Here is a 21,802-nt window from a genome sequence, read left to right as displayed (position 1 = left end):
CGACGACGTACGACGGTGCGGGACTACTGGGCGCCGAAGCGCTCGCGCCAGGCGTCCAGGTCCTCGTCCGTGATCTTGGCGAAGAGCACCGGCGGCACCGTGAACGCGGTCCCGGCCGGCACGAACGCCAGGGCGCGGGCCTCGTCGGCGCTCACCCAGGTCGCCGTGTCGTCCGCCAGGGCGAACGCCTCGCGCATGGCCCGCGCGGAGGACGGGATGAACGGCTCCGAGACGACCGCGTACAGGTGGATCAGGTTCATCGCGGTGCGCAGCGTGAGCGCGGCACCCTCCTGGTCGGTCTTGATCTCCAGCCAGGGGGCCTTCTCCTCCAGGTAGGAGTTGCCCGCGCTCCACAGCGCGCGCAGGGCCTGGGCCGCCTTGCGGAACTGGAGCGCCTCCATGTGGCCCTCGTGCTCCGCGAGCAGCCGCGCGATCTCCTCGCCCAGCTTCCGCTCGGCCTCCCCGGCCTCCTTGCCCGCCGGGACCTCGTCGCCGAACCGCTTGCGCGAGAAGGACAGCACCCGGTTCACGAAGTTGCCGAGGGTGTCGGCCAGGTCCTTGTTGACCGAGGTGGCGAACAGCTCCCAGGTGAACGACGTGTCGTCCGACTCCGGGGCCTGCGCCATCAGGAAGTAGCGCCAGTAGTCCGCGGGCAGCAGCTCAAGGGCGGTGTCCGAGAAGATGCCGCGCTGCTGCGACGTCGAGAACTTGCCGCCGTAGTAGTTCAGCCAGTTGAACGCCTTGACGTGGTCGACCCGCTTGACCGGCTCACGGGTGCCGATCTGCATCGCCGGGAACATCACCGTGTGGAACGGGACGTTGTCCTTGGCCATGAACTGCGTGTACCGGACGTCGGACGTCTCGTACCACCAGGACCTCCAGTCCCGGGTCTCCGGCTCCAGGTCCGCCCACTCCTTCGTCGCCCCGAGGTACTCGATGGGGGCGTCGAACCAGACGTAGAAGACCTTGCCCTCGGCCGCCAGCTCCGGCCAGGTGTCCGCCGGGACCGGTACGCCCCACTCCAGGTCACGGGTGATCGACCGGTCGTGCAGGCCCTCGGTGAGCCACTTGCGGGCGATCGAGGACGCCAGGTGCGGCCACTCGTCGCTCGTCTTGTCGATCCACGCCTCGACCTCGCCGGACAGCTTCGACTGGAGGAGGAAGAGGTGCTTGGTCTCCCGGACCTCCAGCTCGCTGCTGCCGCTGATCGCGGAGCGCGGCTCGATCAGGTCCGTCGGGTCGAGCACGCGGGTGCAGTTCTCGCACTGGTCGCCGCGCGCCTTGTCGTATCCGCAGTGCGGGCACGTACCGACGATGTAGCGGTCCGGCAGGAAGCGGTCGTCGGCGATCGAGAAGACCTGGCGGATCGCCCGCTCCTCGATGAAACCGTTCTCGTGCAGCTTGCGAGCGAAGTGCTGGGTGATCTCGCGGTTCTCGGCGGAGGAGCTGCGCCCGAAGTAGTCGAACGCGAGCCCGAACCCGTCGTAGACCGCCTTCTGCGCGTCGTGCTGCCGCGCGCAGAACTCGGCCACCGGCAGCCCGGCCGCCTTCGCGGCCAGCTCCGCCGGGGTGCCGTGCTCGTCGGTGGCGCAGATGTACAGCGCCTCCTCGCCCCGCTGGCGCAGATACCTGGTGTAGACGTCTGCCGGGAGCATCGACCCGACCAGGTTCCCCAGGTGCTTGATCCCGTTGATGTAGGGAAGCGCGCTGGTGATCAGGTGTCGAGTCATCGTTGGATGCTCCCAGTTTCTAAGGTGCGGGTGCCTCTGTCGCAGGCCGTTTGCATCTTATCGAATGGGAGACAGCCCCCTTTACCGGATTTCCGGCACCCTCAGCACGGCCCCTCAGCACTCGATGATGTTCACCGCGAGCCCGCCCCGGGCCGTCTCCTTGTACTTGACGGACATGTCGGCGCCGGTCTCCTTCATCGTCTTGATGACCTTGTCGAGGGAGACCTTGTGGCTGCCGTCGCCGCGCAGCGCCATCTTCGCCGCCGTGACCGCCTTCACCGCGGCCATGCCGTTGCGCTCGATGCACGGGATCTGGACGAGGCCGCCGACCGGGTCGCAGGTGAGGCCCAGGTTGTGCTCCATGCCGATCTCGGCGGCGTTCTCCACCTGCTCGGGGGTGCCGCCCAGGACCTCGGCGAGGGCGCCCGCGGCCATGGAGCAGGCGGAGCCGACCTCGCCCTGGCAGCCGACCTCGGCGCCGGAGATGGAGGCGTTCTCCTTGAACAGCATGCCGATCGCGCCGGCCGCCAGCAGGAAGCGGACGATGCTGTCGTCCTTCTCGGCCTCGGTCGCGCCGCCCGCCGCGAAGTTCATGTAGTAGTGCAGGACGGCCGGGATGATGCCGGCCGCGCCGTTCGTCGGGGCGGTGACCACGCGGCCGCCCGCCGCGTTCTCCTCGTTGACCGCCATCGCGTAGAGGGTGATCCACTCCATGGCGTGCGTCTGGGGGTCGCCCTCCGCGCGCAGCTGGCGGGCGGTCTTCGCGGCGCGGCGGTGCACCCTGAGGCCGCCGGGCAGGACGCCCTCGCGGGACATCCCGCGCGTCACACACGCCTGCATGGCCCGCCAGATCCCGAGGAGCCCGGAGCGGATCTCCTCCTCGGTACGCCAGGCGCGCTCGTTCTCCAGCATCAGCGAGGAGATCGACAGACCGGTCTCGCGGGCCAGCCGCAGCAGCTCGTCACCGGTGCGGAAGGGGTACTTCAGGACCGTGTCGTCCAGCACGATCCGGTCCTCGCCCACGGCGTCCTCGTCCACGACGAAGCCGCCGCCGACCGAGTAGTACGTCTTCTCCAGGAGCGGGGCGCCCTCGGCGTCGTACGCGAAGACGGTCATGCCGTTGGCGTGGTACGGGAGCGCCTTGCGGCGGTGCAGGACCAGCTGCTCGTCCGCGTCGAAGGGGATCTCGTGCATCCCGAGGAGGTTGATCCGGCCGCCGGCGCGGATCGCCTCGACGCGCTCGTCGGCCGTCTCGACGTCCACGGTGCGCGGGGACTCGCCCTCCAGGCCGAGCAGGACCGCCTTGGGGGTGCCGTGGCCGTGGCCGGTGGCGCCGAGGGAGCCGTACAGCTCGGCCCGGACCGAGGCGGTGTGCGCGAGCAGGCCCTCGTTCTTCAGGCGGCGCGCGAACATACGGGCCGCGCGCATGGGGCCGACCGTATGGGAGCTGGACGGGCCGATGCCGATCGAGAACAGGTCGAAGACCGAGATGGCCACGGGGTGACTCCTAAGGGTTGGTAGACGCCGTTGTCTGCCGGGTGGTGCGGTACGGGCGGGACGGCCCGGAGTGCAAGAGACAAAGCGGAGGGGACAGCGGGGGGACAAGGGACGGGGCACCCGCCCACTGTTCAGTGTGCGGGTGCCCCTCCCGGAGGCGCGAACGCGCCGGGTCGGCTACTTCAGGCCGGGGTACAGCGGGAACTTCTCGGCGAGCTTGGTGACCCGGGCCTTCAGGTCGTCCGCGTCGTAGGACGGCTTGAGGGCCGAGGCGATGATCTCGGCGACCTCGGTGAAGTCCTCGGTGCGGAAGCCGCGGGTGGCCAGGGCCGGGGTGCCGATCCGGAGGCCGGAGGTGACCATCGGCGGGCGCGGGTCGTTGGGGATGGCGTTCCGGTTGACCGTGATGCCGAGCTCGTGGAGCCGGTCCTCGGCCTGCCGGCCGTCCAGCTCCGAGTTGCGCAGGTCCACCAGGACCAGGTGCACGTCGGTGCCGCCGGACAGGACGGAGACGCCGACCTCGGTGACGTCGGGCTGGACCAGGCGCTCGGCCAGGATGCGGGCGCCCTCCAGGGTGCGCTGCTGGCGCTCCTTGAACTCCTCGCCCGCCGCGACCTTGAACGAGACCGCCTTGGCCGCGATCACGTGCTCCAGCGGGCCGCCCTGCTGACCCGGGAAGACCGCCGAGTTGATCTTCTTGGCGAGCTCCTGGGTGGAGAGGATCACCCCGCCGCGCGGACCGCCGAGGGTCTTGTGCGTGGTGGTGGTGACGACGTGGGCGTGCGGCACCGGGCTGGGGTGCAGGCCCGCGGCGACCAGACCGGCGAAGTGCGCCATGTCGACCATCAGGTACGCGCCGACCTCGTCCGCGATGCGGCGGAAGGCGGCGAAGTCCAGCTGGCGCGGGTACGCGGACCAGCCGGCGACGATCAGCTGCGGCTTGGCCTCCTTGGCCAGGCGCTCGACCTCGGCCATGTCCACGACGCCGGTGTCGTCCACGTGGTACGGGACCACGTTGTAGAGCTTGCCGGAGAAGTTGATCTTCATGCCGTGGGTCAGGTGACCGCCGTGCGCCAGGTTCAGGCCCATGATCGTGTCGCCCGGCTTCAGCAGCGCGAACATCGCGGCGGCGTTCGCCTGCGCACCGGAGTGCGGCTGGACGTTCGCGGCCTCGGCGCCGAAGAGCGCCTTGATGCGGTCGATCGCGATCTGCTCGACCACGTCGACGTGCTCACAGCCGCCGTAGTAGCGGCGGCCGGGGTAGCCCTCGGCGTACTTGTTGGTCAGGACGGAGCCCTGTGCCTCCATGACCGCGACCGGAGCGAAGTTCTCCGAGGCGATCATTTCGAGCGTGGACTGCTGGCGCAGGAGCTCGGCGTCGACGGCGGCGGCGACGTCCGGGTCCAGCTCGTGGAGGGAGGAGTTGAGAAGCGACATCAGGTGGTCCCTTGGGGTCTTTAGTTGCCGGAGAACTCGGAGTACTCGTCGGCGGAGAGCAGGTCCTTCGGCTCCTCCGCGACGCGTACCTTGAACAGCCAGCCGCCTTCGAACGGAGCGGAGTTGACCAGCGACGGGTCGTCCACGACGTCCTGGTTGGACGCGGTGATCTCACCGGTCACCGGCGAGTACAGGTCGCTCACCGACTTGGTCGACTCCAGCTCGCCGCAGGTCTCGCCCGCGGTCACCGTGTCGCCGACCTCGGGAAGCTGCGCGAAGACGACGTCACCGAGCGCGTTGGCCGCGTGCTCGGTGATACCGACCGTGGCCACACCGTCCTCGGCGGGCGACAGCCACTCGTGCTCCTTGCTGTACCGCAGCTGCTGGGGGTTGCTCATGGTCTGAATTCTCCTGTACGCGGGGAGTGCGGATGAACGGTGGTCTTACGGTGTGAGACGGGACCGCGTCACGTACGCGGCGCCGGCCGGGTCCTACGGTTCTACTTCTTGCGCTTGTAGAAGGGGAGCGCCACGACCTCGTACGGCTCGTGGCTGCCTCGGATCTCCACCGCGACTCCGGCGGTGCCCGGCTCGGCGTGCGCCGCGTCGACGTACGCCATGGCGATCGGCTTCCCCAGCGTGGGTGAGGGGGCCCCGGAGGTGACCTCGCCGATGACCTCGCCGTTCGCCACGACCGGGAATCCGGCGCGTGGCACCCGGCGGCCCTCGGCGACCAGGCCGACGAGCTTGCGGGGCGGGGCGGTCTCGGCGCGCTCCGCGGCGGCCTCCAGCGCCTTGCGGCCGACGAAGTCGCCGTCCTTCTCGAACTTCACGACCCGGCCGAGCCCGGCGTCGAACGGGGTCAGCGAGGTCGTCAGCTCGTGCCCGTACAGCGGCATGCCCGCCTCCAGGCGCAGCGTGTCACGGCAGGACAGGCCGCACGGGATCAGGCCGTGCGCGGCGCCCGCGTCGGTGAGCGCCCGCCACAGCTGCTCGGCGTGGCCGGGCGCGACGAACAGCTCGAAGCCGTCCTCGCCGGTGTAGCCGGTCCGGGCGATCAGCGCGGGGACCCCGGCGACCGTGCCGGGCAGTCCGGCGTAGTACTTCAGGCCGTCCAGGTCGGCGTCGGTCACGGCCGCGAGGATCGCCGGGGACGCGGGGCCCTGCACGGCGAGCAGCGCGTACGCGTCGCGGTCGTCGCGGACCTCGGCGTCGAAGCCGGCGGCGCGCCCGGTGAGCGTGTCCAGGACGAGCTGGGCGTTGCCGGCGTTGGCGACGACCATGTACTCCGTGTCCTGGAGGCGGTAGACGATCAGGTCGTCCAGGATGCCGCCGTCCTCGGCGCAGATCATCGTGTAGCGGGCCCGGCCGGTCGAGACCGTGCCGATGTTGCCGACCAGCGCGTGGTTCAGCAGGTCCACCGCCTGCGGGCCGGTGACCGTGATCTCGCCCATGTGGGACAGGTCGAAGAGACCGGCCCTCGTGCGGACGGCGTTGTGCTCGTCGCGCTCACTCGCGTACCGCAGCGGCATGTCCCAGCCGGCGAAGTCGGTCATGGTGGCGCCCAGCGAGCGGTGCAGGGTGTCGAGGGCTGTGAGACGGGGGGTGCTGCTCATGAAACGGGCTCCCAGGGCATGACGACGAGGACGATCCCTCCCCATCTGTCATCGGAACCTGAGAGGTTCGCCGAGAGACCCCGCGGGGGTTCGGCTTGCACCTTGGGTGGAGCCGCCGGGCGGCTCGCTTTTCAGATCTGCCTCATCCACGCGGTACGGGGCCTGAGAGATTCAAGGGAGGATCTTGCTCCTTCGGCGCCCGGCACGGTGACCGGGACTCTCCCGCGCGGATTCAAGCGGCCTGTATGCAGTTGGCGGGGTCATCATCGCACGCATTCCGGGGGAGCGGGGCGCCGGGACCGGTGGGCCGGGTCACGGTTTCGCGGCGGGTCGGACGGTTGCCTCGCATTACCTTTTCTTTACACTTCGGGGGTAGGTATCGGTCCTGCACGCGTCGGCCGTACGGCCAGGGGGAGGCGATGACGTTGCGCTACGCGACGACCGCGGGAACCACGAGCACCGCGCTGCCCGCACAGTCCGGCTCGCCACCCCGGCAGGCGGTGGGCACGCATCCGCCCGTCGTGCGGGATCTGCGCGGCCGGTCCGGGCGCGGTCCGCGCGCCCTGTGCTTCGCCGCCGGGGACGTCGTGGTCGTCTCCGGGCTCCCCGGCAGCGGCAAGTCCACGCTGATCTCCCGCACCGCCCCGGCGCACGCGGTCGACTCCCAGGACGCCCGGGACCGCTGGGCCCGCCGGCTGCCCCGCTTACTCCCCTACGTCCTCTACCGCCCGCTCGTCCGCCTCGCCCACTACCGGGGACTGCGGCGGGCGCTGCGCTCCGGCGCCTCCGTCGTCGTCCACGACTGCGGTACGCAGAGCTGGGTCCGCGCCCTGCTCGCCCGCCATGCCCGGCGCCGGGGCAGCGGCCTGCATCTGGTCCTGCTCGACGTCTCCGCCCGGACCGCGCGCGAGGGCCAGCGCGAGCGCGGCCGGGGCGTCTCCGCGTACGCCTTCGCCCGGCACCGCAGAGCCGTGGGGCGGCTGCAGCGCGACACCGAGGCCGGGCTGCTGCCGCGCGGCTGCGCCTCGGCGGTGCTGCTCGACCGCGAGGCGGCCGGGACGCTCACGCGCATCACGTTCGCACACGCACAGACCGACGGCTGAAAGCGGACCGTCCAACGGCCGGACGGTAGCCGGGGACGGGCGGTTTCCGGACAGCCCCGGGGAGCGACGGAGCCCGGGCGAGGCCGTACCCTCTTGCTGCACGGCAACGGGGCGAGAGGGAAGCAGTGGACATTCCGGCACAGGCCGGGAGCCTGCCGCAGAGCGGCTGGCCGGCCAATGAACTCGAACAGGTGCTGGGCGCCTCGCTCGGCACCCCGGAGGCGGGCGGCCGCCTGCTGGAGGTGCTCGGCCGCAGCCATGTCTGGGTGCCCTTGCCCAACGGCGGCGGACCCGACGCCCGGGACCTCGACCTGCCCGCGATGGAGATCGACGGGGCCGCGTACGTCCCCGTCTACAGCTCCGAGCACCAGTTCCTGACCTGCGTCGGCGACCGGATGTCCTTCACCGTCGCCCCCGCCGTCGAGTTCGCCCGCGGACTGCCCCCGCAGCTCGGCATCGCCGTCAACCCGGGCGGCGCCGTCGGACTGCCGCTGCCCCCGCCCGCCGTCGCCGAGCTGTGCCGGGCCGGGCGCACCCCGCTCGACGGCCCGGCGACCGGGGGCCGGGTCCGGCTGTACGAGCCGGACTGGAGGGAGGAGCCCGTCGACTTCCTGGCCGCCGCCGCCGGCGAGTTCCACGAGAGCGGCGTCGTCCGCTCCGCCCGCCGGGTCCTGGCCAGCGTCGAGGGCGAGGACCCCGTGCTCTTCGTCGGCGTCGAGTTCTCCACCTGGGACGGCGCCGGACAGAGCGCCCCGATGGACGCCCTGGGCCGGGCGCTGGGCCGCGTCGCGGTGCCGTGGCCGGTCAACCTCGTCCTCCTCGACGTGGCGCAGGACCCGGTCGCCGACTGGATGCGCGAGCGGGTGCGGCCCTTCTACACGCGCGCCCCGGAGTGACGGGGGGCGGCCGCGGCGTCAAGCCGGTGACGGTGCGGCCGCATAAGCTGGTTTGATGGCCGAAGGCCGATGCCCGGTGGCCGGAGCAGAGGATCTACGAGGGGCGGGACCAGGGTGAGTGCGTCAGGCACCGCGGCGGCCGGTCAGGTCGAGCACATGCTGCGCCAGGTCGCGCCCGGGCGCTACGACGCGTACGAGGCGCTGCTCCAGGCCCTCGCGTCCGGCCGGGTCCGGATGCTCCTGTGGCACGGCCGCCCCGGCGCCCCCGACGCCCAGTACGGGAACATGGAGGTCGACGGGCTCGGCTACGCCCCGTGCGTCACCTCCGCCCAGGAGCTCACCGCCAGCGGCTGGAGCCGGGACCACGAGGTCGTCGCCGGACTGGACATCGCGCGCGCCCTCTACCCCGACCGCTGGGGCGTCTGGCTCAATCCGCACGCCCCCGGCGGCGGCGTCGGCATCCCCTGGCTGGACCTGCGCCGCATCGCGACCGGCCTCGACCGGATGCCCGCCGGGCCGCTGCGGATCAGCGAACCCGCCCTCGACCTCGCGCGGTTCTACGCCCAGCTCACGCAGAACGCCCACCACACCCCCGCGATCCGCTCCCTGCGCCGCGCCTGGGTGCAGCCCGCGCTCGGCGTCCCGTACCTCGCGGTCGGCCTCGATCTGTACGACACGAGCCGGCCGTCCGTCGACGCGGTGCGCGCGATGATGCGCCAGTCGGTCGGCGCCGTCCCCGAGGGGCTGCCGGTCTCCACGGTCGCGATGTCCGACGAGTACGACCCGGTCGCGATGTGGCTGCGCGTCAACTCCCGCCCCTTCTACGACCGCGAGGCGCACGCCGCGCCCGGTTACGGCTACCCCCAGGCACCCGCGTACTGATCCCGCGCACTGATCCCACGTACTGATCCCACGTCAGGCCCCGGCAAATAAGGGGCATTGCGGGCACTTCGGCGTTCGTGCGCGAAGTGTTCGTTATCGCCGTTTTGTGACCGAGAGGCCCGATTGTCGAGCCCGGCTGTTCGGATATCGGTTGCATTCTGACGGCATCACGTTTGAGCAAACATTCCCCGTCAGGTCTGGCGGGTGTGCGCGAAGTGGCTGAAGACTCCCACGCAACTAGCTATGTACGAGCCGCTACCGCGGCGGTCACGGGCCGGCCACCGCCGGCCGAGAGGGGTCTCCAGCGCAATGACGGCACCTATCGAGACCACCAGGGCGGATACGCGGCCCGAAGCGGTGCTGGAAGGCGCGGGCCGCAAGGAGATCGAGGGCCGTTCGCTCGGCCGCATCGCCTGGACCCGGTTCAAGCGGGACAAGGCCGCCATGGCCGGTGGCATCGTTGTCGTCCTGCTGATCCTGACCGCGGTGTTCTCCAAGCCGCTCCAGTCGCTCCTGGGTCTCGACCCCAACGCGTTCAACCAGACCCTGGTCGACCCCGTCATGCTGGCGCCCAAGGGCAGCTTCGGCGGGATCAGCTGGGACCACCCGTTCGGCGTCGAGCCGCAGACCGGCCGCGACATCTTCGCGCGCATCCTCGAAGGCTCCTGGGTCTCGCTCGTCGTCGCCGTCGGCTCCACCCTGCTCTCCGTCGTCATCGGCGTCGTCATGGGTGTCGTGGCCGGGTTCTACGGCGGCTGGGTGGACAGCGTGATCAGCCGGCTGATGGACACCTTCCTGGCCTTCCCGCTGCTGCTCTTCGCGATCTCCATCTCCGCGTCCCTCCAGGGCAACGCCTTCGGGATGGAAGGGCTCACGCTGCGGATCGCGGTCTTGATCTTCGTGATCGGCTTCTTCAGCTGGCCGTACATCGGCCGCATCGTGCGCGCGCAGACGCTGTCGCTCCGCGAGCGCGAGTTCGTGGAGGCCGCCAGGTCGCTGGGCGCCCGCGGGCCGTTCATCCTCTTCCGCGAGCTGCTGCCCAACCTGGTCGCGCCGATCCTCGTGTACGCGACGCTGCTGATCCCCACGAACATCCTCTTCGAGGCGGCCCTGTCCTTCCTGGGCGTGGGTATCGCACCGCCGCAGGCGTCCTGGGGCGGCATGCTCACGCAGGCGGTCGACCTCTACGAGGTGGACCCGATGTTCATGGTCATCCCCGGCATGGCGATCTTCATCACCGTGCTGGCCTTCAACCTGCTGGGGGACGGGCTGCGTGACGCACTCGACCCTCGTGGCAAGTAAACGCGGCAGTGCCGCACAGGACTAGCGAGGGGGCTTTCCTCAGCATGCAGAACAGAAAGACAGCGGCGCTCATAGCCGTCGCGATCGCGGTGTCGCTCGGCGCCACGGCGTGCGGTCCGGACTCGGACGAAGGCAGCGGCAAGGGCGGCGGCGGCAACGCCAAGGCCGACGCCGGTCTGACGAGCATCGTCAACGCCAGTGACAAGAAGGGCGGGACGGTCACCTACGAGCACACCAGTGGCCCGGACTCCCTCGACCCCGGCAACACGTACTACGGCTGGGTGCAGAACTTCTCCCGCCTGTACGCCCGTTCGCTGGTCACCTTCCAGCCGGCCGCCGGCAAGGACAGCCTGAAGGTCGTCCCCGACCTCGCCACCGGCCTCGGCAAGGCGAGCGCGGACGCCAAGACCTGGACGTACACGCTGCGCAAGGGCGTGAAGTTCGAGGACGGCTCCGAGATCACCTCGCAGGACGTCAAGTACGCCGTCGAGCGTTCCAACTTCGCGCCGGAGGCCCTGTCCAACGGCCCGACGTACTTCAAGGCGTACCTTGAGGGCGGCGACAAGTACAAGGGTCCCTACAAGGACAAGTCCACCGCGGGTCTGAAGTCCATCGAGACCCCGGACAAGTACACGATCGTCTTCCACCTGAACAAGCCGTTCGCGGACATGGACTACCTGGCCGCGTTCTCGCAGACCGCGCCGGTCCAGCAGAAGGCCGACACGGGCGCCAGCTACGTCCAGAAGATGGTCTCCTCGGGTCCGTACAAGTTCTCGGCGTACGACGAGAGCAAGGGCGCGACCCTGGTCCGCAACCCGGAGTGGGACCCGAAGTCGGACCCGATCCGCAAGGCGCTGCCGGACAAGATCCAGCTGAAGTTCAACGTCAACCCCACCACCGTCGACGAGCACCTGCTCAACGACGAGACCACCGCGGACATCGCGGGCACGGGCCTCCAGTCCAAGACCCAGCCCAAGGTCCTCGGCAAGGCGGCCGAGAAGGCGAAGACGGACAACCCGTACGCCGGCGCCCTGCAGTACCTCGCGCTGAACGTCAACGTGAAGCCGTTCGACAACGTCGAGTGCCGCAAGGCCGTCCAGTACGCGGTCGACAAGCAGAGCATGGTCGACTCGATCGGCGGCTCGGTCAAGGGCGACCCGGCGAGCACGGTCATCCCCCCGACCGTCGCCGGCTACAAGAAGTTCGACCTGTACCCGACCGAGGGCAGCAAGGGCGACGTGGCCAAGGCCAAGGAGCACCTGGCCAAGTGCGGTCACCCGGACGGCTTCAAGACCACGCTGACGGCGCGCTCCGACCGTCCTGACGAGGTCACCGCCGCCACGCAGCTCCAGAACAGCCTGAAGGCCATCGGCGTCACCGCCGAGATCAAGCAGTTCCCGGCGGACAAGTACTTCACCGACTTCGCGGGCGTCCCGGCCTGGGTGCACAAGAACAACGCGGGCATGATGATGATGGCCTGGGGCGCCGACTGGCCGACCGGCTTCGGCTTCCTCGACCAGATCGTCAACGGCTCGGCCATCAAGCCGTCCGGTGGCACGAACCTGATGGAGCTCAACGACAAGGGCGTCAACGACCTCCTCGTCAAGGGCATCGGCACGGTGGACACCACGGCGCGCAACGCCACGTGGGGCGAGGTCGACCAGAAGGTCATGGAGACCGCCTCGGTCGTTCCGCTCTACTACCGCAAGAACCTGCTGTACCGCCCGGCCTCCGCGGCGAACGTCACCGTCACCGACGCGTACCTCGGCATGTACGACTACGTGCTCATGTCGTCCACCAAGTAGCGCCTGTTCATCAAAAGTATCCCCTGAAAGGCAGGTGAAGGCGCCGGGCGGCGGGGTTTCCCGCCCCACCCGCCCGGCGCCGCACGGCTGTGGCTGCGTACATCATCCGACGCGTATTCGCCGCGGTGTTGCTGCTGCTGGTGGTCAGCGCAGTCACGTTCGCGATCTTCTTCCTGGTGCCCCGCCTCGGCGGGCAGACCCTCGACTCCATGGCCGCCCAGTACGTGGGGAAGAGCCCCGACCCCGACGTCATCGCCGCGGTCAAGAAGAACCTGGGCCTGGACCAGCCCCTGTACCTCCAGTACTGGCACTTCATCAAGGGCATCGTGGTCGGCGCCCAGTACCAGTTCGGCCCCGACCCCGTCACGTGCAACGCCCCGTGCTTCGGGTACTCGTTCAAGACGCACACCGAGATCTGGCCGCAGCTTGTGGACCGGGTCCCGGTCACGCTCTCGCTGGCCGTCGGTGCCGCCGTCATCTGGGTGATCTCCGGTGTCGCGATCGGCGTCGTCTCCGCGCTGAAGCGGGGCTCGCTCTTCGACCGCCTCTCCATGGGCGTCGCCCTCGCCGGCGTCTCGCTCCCGATGTTCTTCACCGGCCTGGTGGTCCTGGCGCTCTTCGGCAACGGGGAGTACGTCCCCATCACCGAGGACCCGGTCGCCTGGGCGGGCAGCCTGGTCCTGCCCTGGTGCACGCTCGCCCTGCTGTACTCCGCGCTCTACGCCCGGCTCACCCGGGCCGGGATGCTGGAGACCATGAGCGAGGACTACATCCGGACCGCGCGCGCCAAGGGCCTCCAGGAACGCAAGGTGGTCGTCAAGCACGGGCTGCGGTCCGCGCTCACCCCGCTGGTCACGATCTTCGGCATGGACTTCGCGCTGCTCCTCGGCGGCGCGGTCATCACCGAACGCGTCTTCTCCTTCCAGGGGCTCGGCGCCTTCGCGATCCAGGGCGTGACCACCGCCGACCTGCCCAAGGTGATGGGCGTGACCCTGGTCGCGGCCTTCTTCATCGTCATCTGCAACCTGCTGGTGGACCTCGTGTACGCCGCGATCGACCCCCGGGTGAGGCTCTCATGAGCGGCGTGACCAAGAAGGACTCGACCGAGAAGGACTCCCGGACGGCCGAGAGCGTCCCGGCCCCGCGCCCGGGCGACGGCCACCCCTTCCTCTCCGTACGCGACCTCAGCGTCCACTTCGACACCGACGACGGCCTGGTCAAGTCCGTGGACGGCGTCAGCTTCGACCTGGAGGCCGGCCAGACCCTCGGCATCGTCGGCGAGTCCGGCTCCGGCAAGTCCGTGACCTCGCTGGGGATCATGGGCCTGCACACCTCGGAGCGGGCCCGCATCGGCGGCGAGATCTGGCTGGAGGGCGAGGAGCTGATCGGCTCCGGCGCCGAGCGCGTACGGAGGCTGCGCGGCCAGAAGATGGCCATGATCTTCCAGGACCCGCTGTCCGCCCTGCACCCGTACTACACGATCGGCGCGCAGATCGTGGAGGCCCACCGGGTCCACCACAAGGTCGACAAGAAGACCGCCAAGAAGCGCGCCGTCGAGATGCTCGACCGGGTCGGCATCCCCGAGCCGCACCGCCGGTTCGACGACTATCCGCACCAGTTCTCCGGCGGCATGCGCCAGCGCGCGATGATCGCGATGGCCCTGGTCAACAACCCGCAGCTGCTCATCGCCGACGAGCCGACGACCGCCCTCGACGTCACCGTCCAGGCGCAGATCCTCGACCTGATCCGCGATCTCCAGAAGGAGTTCGGCTCCGCGGTCATCATGATCACCCACGACCTCGGCGTCGTCGCCGAGATCGCGGACGAGATCCTCGTGATGTACGCGGGACGCTGCGTCGAGCGCGGCTCCGCCGAGAAGGTGTTCTACGAGCCCCAGCACCCGTACACCTGGGGCCTGCTCGGCTCGATGCCGCGGATCGACCGGGAGCAGACCGAGCGGCTGATCCCCGTCAAGGGCTCGCCGCCCAGTCTCATCAACGTCCCGTCGGGCTGCGCCTTCCACCCGCGCTGCCCGTACGCCGACGTCCCGCCCGACAACATCACCCGCACCGAGCGTCCGGAGCTGCGACAGGTCGGCGACGGGCACTTCTCCGCGTGCCACATGTCGCCCGAGCAGCGCGACCGGATCTGGACCGAAGAGATTGCGCCGAAGCTGTGACTGAGCTGAACAAGAAGACTCCCGCGCCCGCCGCGGCCGGGTCGGACGGGTCCGGCACCGAACCGCTCCTCAAGGTGGACGGCCTGGTCAAGCACTTCCCGATCACCAAGGGTGTGCTGAAGCGCAAGGTCGGCGCGGTCCAGGCCGTGGACGGGCTCACCTTCGACGTGCGCCCCGGGGAGACCCTGGGCGTCGTCGGCGAGTCGGGCTGCGGCAAGTCGACCATGGGCCGGCTGGTGACCCGGCTGCTCGAACCGACCGGCGGCAAGGTCGAGTTCCAGGGCCGCGACATCACCCATCTGTCCGCCGGACGGCTGCGGCCGATGCGGCGCGACATCCAGATGATCTTCCAGGACCCGTACGGCTCGCTGAACCCGCGCCACACGGTCGGCGGGATCGTCTCCACTCCCTTCCGGCTCCAGGGCGTCAAGCCCGAGGGCGGAGTGAAGGCGGAGGTCCAGCGGCTGCTGGAGCTGGTCGGGCTCAACCCCGAGCACTACAACCGCTATCCGCACGAGTTCTCCGGCGGCCAGCGCCAGCGCATCGGCATCGCCCGGGCGCTCGCGCTCAAGCCGAAGCTGGTCGTCGCGGACGAGCCGGTCTCCGCGCTGGACGTGTCGATCCAGGCGCAGGTGGTGAACCTGCTGGACGACCTCCAGGACGAGCTGGGCCTTACGTACATGATCATCGCGCACGACCTGTCGGTGATCCGCCATGTCTCGGACCGGATCGCGGTCATGTACCTCGGCAAGATCGTGGAGCTGGCGGACCGCAAGTCGCTGTACGAGGCGCCGATGCACCCGTACACGAAGGCGCTGATGTCCGCGGTGCCCGTGCCGGACCCGCGCCGGCGCGGTGCCAAGAGCGACCGCATCCTGCTCAAGGGCGATGTCCCGTCGCCGATCTCGCCGCCCGCCGGCTGCCGGTTCCACACCCGGTGCTGGAAGGCGACGAAGGTCTGCGGCACGACCGAGCCGCCGCTGCTCCAGCTGAAGACCGGGCACCAGGTGGCCTGCCACCACCCGGAGAACGGCGAGGACCAGGTGCCGGGCGACGCGCCGCTGGTCGCGGACGTCATCACGGTCCGGTCGGCGCCCGCCAAGGAGCCTTCCGAGGCACCGGTGAAGGAAGCGCCCGCGAAGGCCGCCGAGCCCTCCGAGCCCGCCCCGGACGGTACGAAGGAGTAGTACGGGCACAATTGCCCGGTGCTCAACGAACTGTTCACGCCCTCCGTCCAGCACGCGCTCGACATCGTGGGGATCTTCGTCTTCGCGATCTCGGGCGCCCTGCTCGCCGTACGCAAGAACTTCGATGTCTTCGGCATCGCGGTGCTCGCCGAGGTGACCGCGCTGGGCGGAGGGCTGTTCCGTGATCTGATCATCGGCGCGGTGCCGCCCGCCGCCTTCACGGATCTGGGGTACTTCACCACCCCGCTGCTCGCCGCCGGGCTCGTCTTCTTCCTCCACCCGCACGTGGAGCGCATCCAGGTCGGCGTGAACGTCTTCGACGCGGCCGGTCTCGGGCTGTTCTGCGTCACCGGCACGGTGAAGGCGTACGACTACGGGCTCGGCCTCACCTCGTCGGCGGCGCTCGGCCTGGCCACAGCGGTCGGCGGCGGTGTGCTGCGGGACGTCCTGGCCAACGAGGTTCCCTCGCTGCTGCGTTGGGACCGGGACCTGTACGCGGTGCCTGCCATGGTCGGCGCCACCATGATCGTGCTCTGCATCCGCTTCGACGCCCTCAACGCCCTCACCAGCGGCGCGGCCGTGATCACCGCGTTCGTCCTGCGGCTGCTCGCGCTCCGCTTCCGCTGGCGGGCCCCGCGCGCCTACAACCGGCGCTCGGCGCGGGCGGACGAGGGGTGACCTACTCGGGGACCCAAAAAGCTACCGCTCAGTAATACAATCGGTGTACGGTGCCCCCATGGCACAGGCAACCATCGGGGACAGCGAGTTCGACCGGGACACCGCGGTCACCCTGCGCGAAGAGGGCGTCTACGACGCGGAGCTCTCGGCGGGCTGGACGATCATCCAGGCCGTCAACGGCGGCTACCTGCTGGCGATGCTGGGCCGCGCGCTCGGCGAGGCCCTGCCGCACGCGGACCCGTTCTCCGTCTCCGCGCACTACCTCACCGCCTCCGTGCCCGGCCCTGCGGTGATCCGGACCCAGAGCGTCCGCACCGGCCGCACCCTCTCCACCGGTCAGGCGTCGCTCTTCCAGTACGCCGAGGACGGCACCGAGGTCGAGCGCATCCGCGTCCTCGCCACCTACGGCGACCTGGACGCGCTCAGCGACGACGTCCGCACCTCCGCGAAGCCGCCGGCCATCCCGCCGCGCGAGCACTGCCTCGGCCCCAGCGACGGACCGGCGCCGATCCCGGGCAGCTCCGCGATCACCGACCGGCTCGACATCAAGCTGGACCCGGCGACCATCGGCTGGGCGGTCGGGCAGCCCTCCGGCAAGGGCGAGATGCGCGGCTGGTTCGGTCTTGCCGACGGCCGCGACCCCGACGCGCTCTCCCTGCTGCTCACCGTGGACGCCCTGCCGCCGACCTCGTTCGAGCTGGGGCTCCAGGGCTGGACGCCCACCATCGAGCTCACCACGCACATCCGCTGCCGCCCGGCCCCGGGCCCGCTGCGCGTCTCCATCACCACCCGCAACCTGGCGGGCGGCTTCCTGGAGGAGGACGCGGACGTCTGGGACAGCGCCGACCGCCTGGTCGCCCAGTCCCGCCAGCTCGCCCGCGCCCCGCGCGGCTGACCCTCCCGGTCGTTCCTTCTTTTCAGGCGCCCTGTGCCGGCTCGTCGAGCCAGTGCAGGGCGCCGAGTGCGATGAGCCGGAGCCGGCGCCCCGCCGTGCGGGCCACCCGCTCGTCGTCCGCCGGGCCCGCGTCCAGCAGGGCCGACGCGGTGATCACCATGTGGTCCACATAGAGACCGCCCAGCATCAAGAGGTCCTCCTCGGCCCAGCCCCGGGACTCCGGCTCCGTCGCGAGGGCCGCCGCCACCTCCTCGGCGAACCGTCGCAGCTGCGCCGCGATGGCCTCGCGGACCGGGCCGACCCCGCCGTGCTGCTCCCGCGCGATGAAGCGGAAGTGCGCGGGCTGCTCCCGTACGTGACGCCGTATCAGCTCCACGCTGCGGTCGAGCCGGACCTCGCTGTCGCCGGTCTCGGCGAGTATCGCGCCGATCATGCCGTGCAGGCTGCCCAGGGTCTGTTCGACCAGGGCCACACCGAGCGCGGGCACGCTCTCGAAGTGCCGGTAGAAGGCCGTGGGCGTGATGCCGGCCGCCCGGGTCACCTCGCGCAGCCCGAGGCTGCTCAGGCTCTGCTCCGCCAGCAGCCCCAGGGCGGCGTCCAGCAGCGCCTGGCGCGTTCTCAGCTTCTGGTTCTGGCGGACCCCTGCGGTGTGACTCATGCCATTCAGTAAACAACTGTTCTCCGGAGCGGGGAAGGGCCGTGCGGGTTTAGACTCAGGAGTCAGTGAACAGTCGTACTCTCAAGGGTCCGCCCACACACGGAAAGGCCGAACATGATCGTCCTCGTCGCCGCCCTGCTCCTGCTGGGCATCGTGCTGGGAGCGGTGGTCCAGATCCCGCTTCCCCTGTCGCTCGTCCTCGGCGCCCTCATCGCCTGCTGGCTCCTGGTCTTCGCCGTACGCGAGCGGGCGCGGGGTTCCCGATGAGCGCGCCGGCGCAAGCCGCCCCGCGCTCCCGCCGGGACGCCGACGGGCTCGCCGTCGCCTCGTTCGTGCTGGGGCTCGTCGGGCTGCTGGTGATGAACCTGCTGCTGGGCCCCGCCGCCATCGTGATGGCCCTCGTGGCCCTGGCCCGCTCCACCACCCGGCGCACCCGCGCCTTCCTCGGCCTCGCGCTCGGTGTCGCCGACCTGGTGGTCCTGGCCTTCCTGGTCACCGGAAACGGCGTCGTCTCCTGGGGCTTCGGGGGCTGATCCGCCCGGCACCACACAGTGCGCGGGGAGCGGGACCCCATGCGCCCGCCGTACGCCTGGGGCCTGTCGTCCGGATCATGCCGGGCTCGCGGGCTCTGGTGCCGCACCTCGCGGCGTTGTCGTCAATCACCAACGCTCCGCGTTGCCTCAATCCTCCGCTTGCGATGCACGGCACCAGAGCCCGCTCCCTGATCCGGCCTGATCCGGACGACAGGCCCGAGCCCGGGGCTCGTAGAATCGAGCCCACCATGGCTTACCTCGACCACGCCGCGACCACGCCGATGCTTCCCGAGGCGATCGCGGCGATGACCGCGCAGCTCGCCGTCACGGGCAACGCGTCCTCACTCCACGCCGCCGGGCGCCGGGCCCGCCGTACCGTCGAGGAGTCCCGGGAATCCCTCGCCGACGCCCTCGGCGCACGCCCCAGCGAGGTGGTCTTCACCTCGGGCGGCACCGAATCGGACAACCTCGCGGTGAAGGGCCTGTACTGGGCCCGCCGCGACGCCGACCCCCGCCGCACCCGGGTCCTCGCCAGCCCCGTCGAGCACCACGCGGTCCTCGACGCCGTCGACTGGCTGGCCACCCACGAGGGCGCGACCGTCGAATACCTCCCCGTCGACCGGTACGGGCGCGTCCACCCCGAGGTGCTGCGCGAGGCGGTGCTGCGCGACCCCGACGGCATCGCGCTCATCACCGTGATGTGGGCCAACAACGAGATCGGCACGATCCTGCCGGTGCGCGAGCTGGCGGAGGTGGCCCGCGAGTTCGAGATCCCGATGCACGCCGACGCGGTCCAGGCGTTCGGACAGCTCGACGTGGACTTCGGCGCGTCCGGGCTCGCCGCGATGACCGTCAGCGCGCACAAGATCGGCGGGCCCACCGGCGTCGGCGCGCTGCTGCTCGGCCGCGAGTACACCCCGGTGCCCGTGCTGCACGGCGGCGGGCAGGAGCGCCATGTCCGCTCCGGCACCCTGGACGTACCGGGCATCGCCTCCTTCGCGGTCGCCGGACGGATCGCCGCCGACCGGCGCGAGGACTTCGCCCGGGAGACCGGCGCGCTCCGCGACGAGCTGGCCGCCGCCGTCCTGGCGGAGGTCCCCGACGCCCTCCTGGGCGGCGACCCGGCACCGGGCGGCCGTCTGCCGGCCAACGCGCACTTCACCTTTCCCGGCTGCGAGGGCGACTCGCTCCTGCTGCTGCTGGACGCCCAGGGCATCGAATGCTCCACCGGCTCCGCCTGCACCGCCGGGATCGCCCAGCCCAGCCATGTGCTGCTCGCCACGGGCGCCGATCCGGACCTGGCCCGGGGCACCCTGCGCTTCTCGCTCGGCCACACCTCGGTCAAGCAGGACGTCCAGGACGTGGCCCGGGCGATCGGCCCGGCGGTGGAGCGGGCGCGGTCGGCGGGGCTCAGCTAGCCCGCTTCCCGGACGTGGCCGCGCGCCGGACCAGTTCCATGTAGCGCTCCCAGTCCCAGCCGCGGCCCGGGTCCGTGTGGTCGGCGCCCGGCACCTCGACGTGTCCGATGATGTGCTCGCGGTCGACCGGGATGCCGTACCGGGCGCAGATCGCCGCGGTGAGCTTCGCCGACGCCCCGTACATCGCGGCGGTGAAGTCCTGCGGGCGCTCCACGAAGCCCTCGTGCTCGATGCCCACACTGCGTTCGTTGTACGAGCGGTTGCCCGCGTGGAACGCCACGTCCAGCTCGCGGATCATCTGCGTCACGTGCCCGTCCTTGCGGACCACGTAATGCGCCGCCGCCTGGTGCCCGGGGTCCTGGAAGGCGCGCACCGCGCTGTTGAAGCTGCCCTGTGTGACATGGATGACCACCCGGTCGATGCCGTAGTCGTCGGGGCGGTCGGCCCGCCGCCAGTTCGCGTCCGACGCCGCCACCCACTGCGCCCCCGCGTAGTCCACCGCCCCCGGGGTGCGCGGCTTCTCCACGCCCGGCAGCCGCCACCAGGCGCGCTTCAGCCGGTCCCGCGCCAGCGCCGCCGTGCCCACGGCCGTGACGGCACCGCCGATCAGCACCGAGCGCCGGCTGATCCCGGTCCCGGTGCCCGCCCCGGCCGTCCCCTTGGTCCCCATGTGACGGAGAACGCTTATCCGCGAGCTTTCGGTTCCCGCCCCCACGTACCCTGGTGGGGCTATGACTGAGACTCTCCAGCGCCCCCTCCGCGTGCTCGCCGCCATGTCGGGCGGTGTCGACTCCGCCGTCGCCGCGGCCCGCGCAGCCGAGGCGGGCCACGACGTGACCGGTGTGCACCTCGCCCTCTCCGCGAACCCGCAGTCCTTCCGGACCGGCGCCCGGGGCTGTTGCACCATCGAGGACTCCCGGGACGCCCGCCGCGCCGCGGACGTCATCGGCATCCCCTTCTACGTCTGGGACCTGGCGGAACGCTTCCGCGAGGACGTCGTGGAGGACTTCGTCGCCGAGTACGAGGCGGGGCGCACCCCCAACCCGTGCCTGCGCTGCAACGAGAAGATCAAGTTCGCCGCGCTCCTCGACAAGGCCCTCGCGCTCGGCTTCGACGCGGTGTGCACCGGCCACTACGCCACCGTCGTCACCGGCGCGGACGGCGACCGGGAGCTGCACCGCGCCTCGGACATGGCCAAGGACCAGAGCTATGTGCTCGGCGTCCTGGACGAGCGCCAGCTCGCCCACGCGATGTTCCCGCTCGGCGACACCCTCACCACCAAGGACGAGATCCGCGCCGAGGCCGAGCGCCGGGGCCTCGCGGTCGCCAAGAAGCCCGACAGCCACGACATCTGCTTCATCGCCGACGGCGACACCCAGGGCTTCCTGGCGAACCGCCTCGGCGGCACGGCGGAGGGCGACATCCTGGACGAGTCCGGTACGAAGCTGGGCACCCACGAGGGCGCCTTCGGCTTCACCATCGGCCAGCGCAAGGGCCTGCGCATCGGCCACCCGGCCCCCGACGGCAAGCCGCGCTACGTCCTGGACATCTCCCCGGTCGACAACACGGTGACCGTCGGCCCCGTCGAGGCCCTGGACGTCACCGCGCTCACCGCGATCAAGCCCCGCTGGTGCGGAACACCCCCGTCCGGCCCGGGGACGTACACCGCACAGCTCCGCGCCCACGGCGGCGAGACCGAGGTGACCGCCGAGCTGACCGACGCCACCCTGCGCGTCACGTTCACCGAGCCGGTCCGGGGTGTCGCCCCCGGCCAGGCGGTCGTGCTGTACGACGGCACCCGCGTGGTCGGCTCCGCGACGATCGCGACGACGGTACGCCGGGAGCGCGCCGCCGCGAGCTGAACCCCGGGCCGTCTCGTACGTACGGCAAAGCCCCGCACGGCGACGCCCGACCCCAGTACGGGCGTCACCGCGCGGGGCGCTCTCGTGGCGGCGCCACGGATTTCAGGGTCCGCCACAGCGGCTCC

General features: G+C 70.8%; 21 protein-coding genes and 1 riboswitch. Of the genes, 14 read left to right on the top strand and 7 right to left on the bottom strand.

Annotated features, from left to right (window positions below; all coding sequences use genetic code 11):
* Positions 1-23: 23 nt before the first annotated feature.
* The 5 genes from metG to gcvT all read right to left on the bottom strand — a co-directional run bounded on the left by metG (position 24) and on the right by gcvT (position 6,279).
* A complete protein-coding gene (gene metG / locus OG867_RS07900) occupies positions 24-1,730 on the bottom strand; it encodes a methionine--tRNA ligase (protein ID WP_406283868.1) in 1,707 nt (568 codons plus the stop codon).
* 114 nt (positions 1,731-1,844) lie between these two features.
* A complete protein-coding gene (locus OG867_RS07895; RefSeq protein WP_406283866.1) occupies positions 1,845-3,227 on the bottom strand; it encodes an L-serine ammonia-lyase in 1,383 nt (460 codons plus the stop codon).
* Positions 3,228-3,404: 177 nt separating this feature from the next.
* On the bottom strand, positions 3,405-4,664 hold the full coding sequence (glyA, locus tag OG867_RS07890; protein ID WP_406283864.1) for a serine hydroxymethyltransferase: 1,260 nt from the start codon (positions 4,662-4,664) through the stop codon (positions 3,405-3,407).
* 20 nt (positions 4,665-4,684) lie between these two features.
* Positions 4,685-5,062, bottom strand: a complete 378-nt coding sequence (gene gcvH, locus OG867_RS07885; RefSeq protein ID WP_328902502.1) for a glycine cleavage system protein GcvH — start codon at positions 5,060-5,062, stop codon at positions 4,685-4,687.
* 101 nt (positions 5,063-5,163) lie between these two features.
* On the bottom strand, positions 5,164-6,279 hold the full coding sequence (gcvT, locus tag OG867_RS07880; protein ID WP_406283862.1) for a glycine cleavage system aminomethyltransferase GcvT: 1,116 nt from the start codon (positions 6,277-6,279) through the stop codon (positions 5,164-5,166).
* A 141-nt stretch (positions 6,280-6,420) separates the two neighbouring features.
* A riboswitch (glycine riboswitch) is annotated at positions 6,421-6,514 on the bottom strand.
* Positions 6,515-6,698: 184 nt separating this feature from the next.
* Between gcvT and OG867_RS07875 the strand changes: the two genes are divergently transcribed.
* The 10 genes from OG867_RS07875 (at position 6,699) to OG867_RS07830 (ending at position 17,206) form a co-directional block, all read left to right on the top strand.
* Positions 6,699-7,382 carry an AAA family ATPase gene (locus OG867_RS07875; protein ID WP_328902504.1) on the top strand — a complete coding sequence of 228 codons (684 nt, stop codon included), beginning with the start codon at positions 6,699-6,701 and terminating at the stop codon, positions 7,380-7,382.
* A 125-nt stretch (positions 7,383-7,507) separates the two neighbouring features.
* On the top strand, positions 7,508-8,278 hold the full coding sequence (locus OG867_RS07870; protein ID WP_406283860.1) for an enhanced serine sensitivity protein SseB: 771 nt from the start codon (positions 7,508-7,510) through the stop codon (positions 8,276-8,278).
* A gap of 114 nt (positions 8,279-8,392) precedes the next feature.
* Positions 8,393-9,160 (top strand): enhanced serine sensitivity protein SseB C-terminal domain-containing protein, encoded by a 768-nt coding sequence (locus OG867_RS07865; RefSeq protein WP_328902506.1) that lies wholly within the window; start codon positions 8,393-8,395, stop codon positions 9,158-9,160.
* 309 nt (positions 9,161-9,469) lie between these two features.
* The gene (locus tag OG867_RS07860) at positions 9,470-10,462 is read left to right on the top strand and encodes an ABC transporter permease (protein ID WP_406283858.1); all 993 of its coding nucleotides are present in this window, start codon (positions 9,470-9,472) and stop codon (positions 10,460-10,462) included.
* Positions 10,463-10,506: 44 nt separating this feature from the next.
* Entirely contained in the window at positions 10,507-12,267 is a 1,761-nt protein-coding gene (locus tag OG867_RS07855) for an ABC transporter substrate-binding protein (protein ID WP_406283856.1), read from the top strand.
* Positions 12,268-12,356: 89 nt separating this feature from the next.
* On the top strand, positions 12,357-13,346 hold the full coding sequence (locus tag OG867_RS07850; protein ID WP_026171441.1) for an ABC transporter permease: 990 nt from the start codon (positions 12,357-12,359) through the stop codon (positions 13,344-13,346).
* Complete coding sequence (locus OG867_RS07845) at positions 13,343-14,446, top strand: ABC transporter ATP-binding protein (protein WP_406283854.1); 1,104 nt, start codon at positions 13,343-13,345, stop codon at positions 14,444-14,446. Before OG867_RS07850 ends, OG867_RS07845 begins: the two co-directional genes overlap by 4 nt.
* Entirely contained in the window at positions 14,443-15,633 is a 1,191-nt protein-coding gene (locus tag OG867_RS07840) for an ABC transporter ATP-binding protein (protein ID WP_406283852.1), read from the top strand. Before OG867_RS07845 ends, OG867_RS07840 begins: the two co-directional genes overlap by 4 nt.
* An 18-nt stretch (positions 15,634-15,651) precedes the next feature.
* A complete protein-coding gene (locus OG867_RS07835; RefSeq protein WP_328902512.1) occupies positions 15,652-16,311 on the top strand; it encodes a trimeric intracellular cation channel family protein in 660 nt (219 codons plus the stop codon).
* Between the two features lie 58 nt (positions 16,312-16,369).
* Positions 16,370-17,206 carry a thioesterase family protein gene (locus OG867_RS07830; protein WP_328902513.1) on the top strand — a complete coding sequence of 279 codons (837 nt, stop codon included), beginning with the start codon at positions 16,370-16,372 and terminating at the stop codon, positions 17,204-17,206.
* A 22-nt stretch (positions 17,207-17,228) separates the two neighbouring features.
* Here the strand turns inward: OG867_RS07830 and OG867_RS07825 are convergent, their stop codons facing one another.
* Positions 17,229-17,864 (bottom strand): TetR family transcriptional regulator, encoded by a 636-nt coding sequence (locus tag OG867_RS07825; protein ID WP_406283849.1) that lies wholly within the window; start codon positions 17,862-17,864, stop codon positions 17,229-17,231.
* Between the two features lie 114 nt (positions 17,865-17,978).
* Between OG867_RS07825 and OG867_RS07820 the strand changes: the two genes are divergently transcribed.
* The 3 genes from OG867_RS07820 to OG867_RS07810 all read left to right on the top strand — a co-directional run bounded on the left by OG867_RS07820 (position 17,979) and on the right by OG867_RS07810 (position 19,815).
* Positions 17,979-18,131 (top strand): hypothetical protein, encoded by a 153-nt coding sequence (locus tag OG867_RS07820; RefSeq protein ID WP_328902515.1) that lies wholly within the window; start codon positions 17,979-17,981, stop codon positions 18,129-18,131.
* Positions 18,128-18,397 carry a DUF4190 domain-containing protein gene (locus OG867_RS07815; protein ID WP_406283847.1) on the top strand — a complete coding sequence of 90 codons (270 nt, stop codon included), beginning with the start codon at positions 18,128-18,130 and terminating at the stop codon, positions 18,395-18,397. The genes OG867_RS07820 and OG867_RS07815 overlap by 4 nt, the downstream gene beginning before the upstream one ends.
* A gap of 248 nt (positions 18,398-18,645) precedes the next feature.
* Positions 18,646-19,815 carry a cysteine desulfurase family protein gene (locus tag OG867_RS07810; protein ID WP_406283845.1) on the top strand — a complete coding sequence of 390 codons (1,170 nt, stop codon included), beginning with the start codon at positions 18,646-18,648 and terminating at the stop codon, positions 19,813-19,815.
* Here OG867_RS07810 and OG867_RS07805 read toward each other — a convergent pair.
* The gene (locus OG867_RS07805; protein ID WP_406283843.1) at positions 19,808-20,485 is read right to left on the bottom strand and encodes an N-acetylmuramoyl-L-alanine amidase; all 678 of its coding nucleotides are present in this window, start codon (positions 20,483-20,485) and stop codon (positions 19,808-19,810) included. The two genes, OG867_RS07810 and OG867_RS07805, sit on opposite strands and share 8 nt — an antisense overlap.
* A 61-nt stretch (positions 20,486-20,546) precedes the next feature.
* Between OG867_RS07805 and mnmA the strand changes: the two genes are divergently transcribed.
* The gene (mnmA, locus tag OG867_RS07800; protein WP_406283841.1) at positions 20,547-21,677 is read left to right on the top strand and encodes a tRNA 2-thiouridine(34) synthase MnmA; all 1,131 of its coding nucleotides are present in this window, start codon (positions 20,547-20,549) and stop codon (positions 21,675-21,677) included.
* The last annotated feature ends 125 nt before the right edge of the window (positions 21,678-21,802 follow it).

Source organism: Streptomyces sp. NBC_00209 (genome assembly GCF_045206345.1).
Taxonomy (GTDB): Bacteria; Actinomycetota; Actinomycetes; order Streptomycetales; family Streptomycetaceae; genus Streptomyces.
The sequence above is the reverse complement of the archived record's forward strand: the minus strand, read 5'-3'. Positions and strand labels throughout refer to the sequence as shown.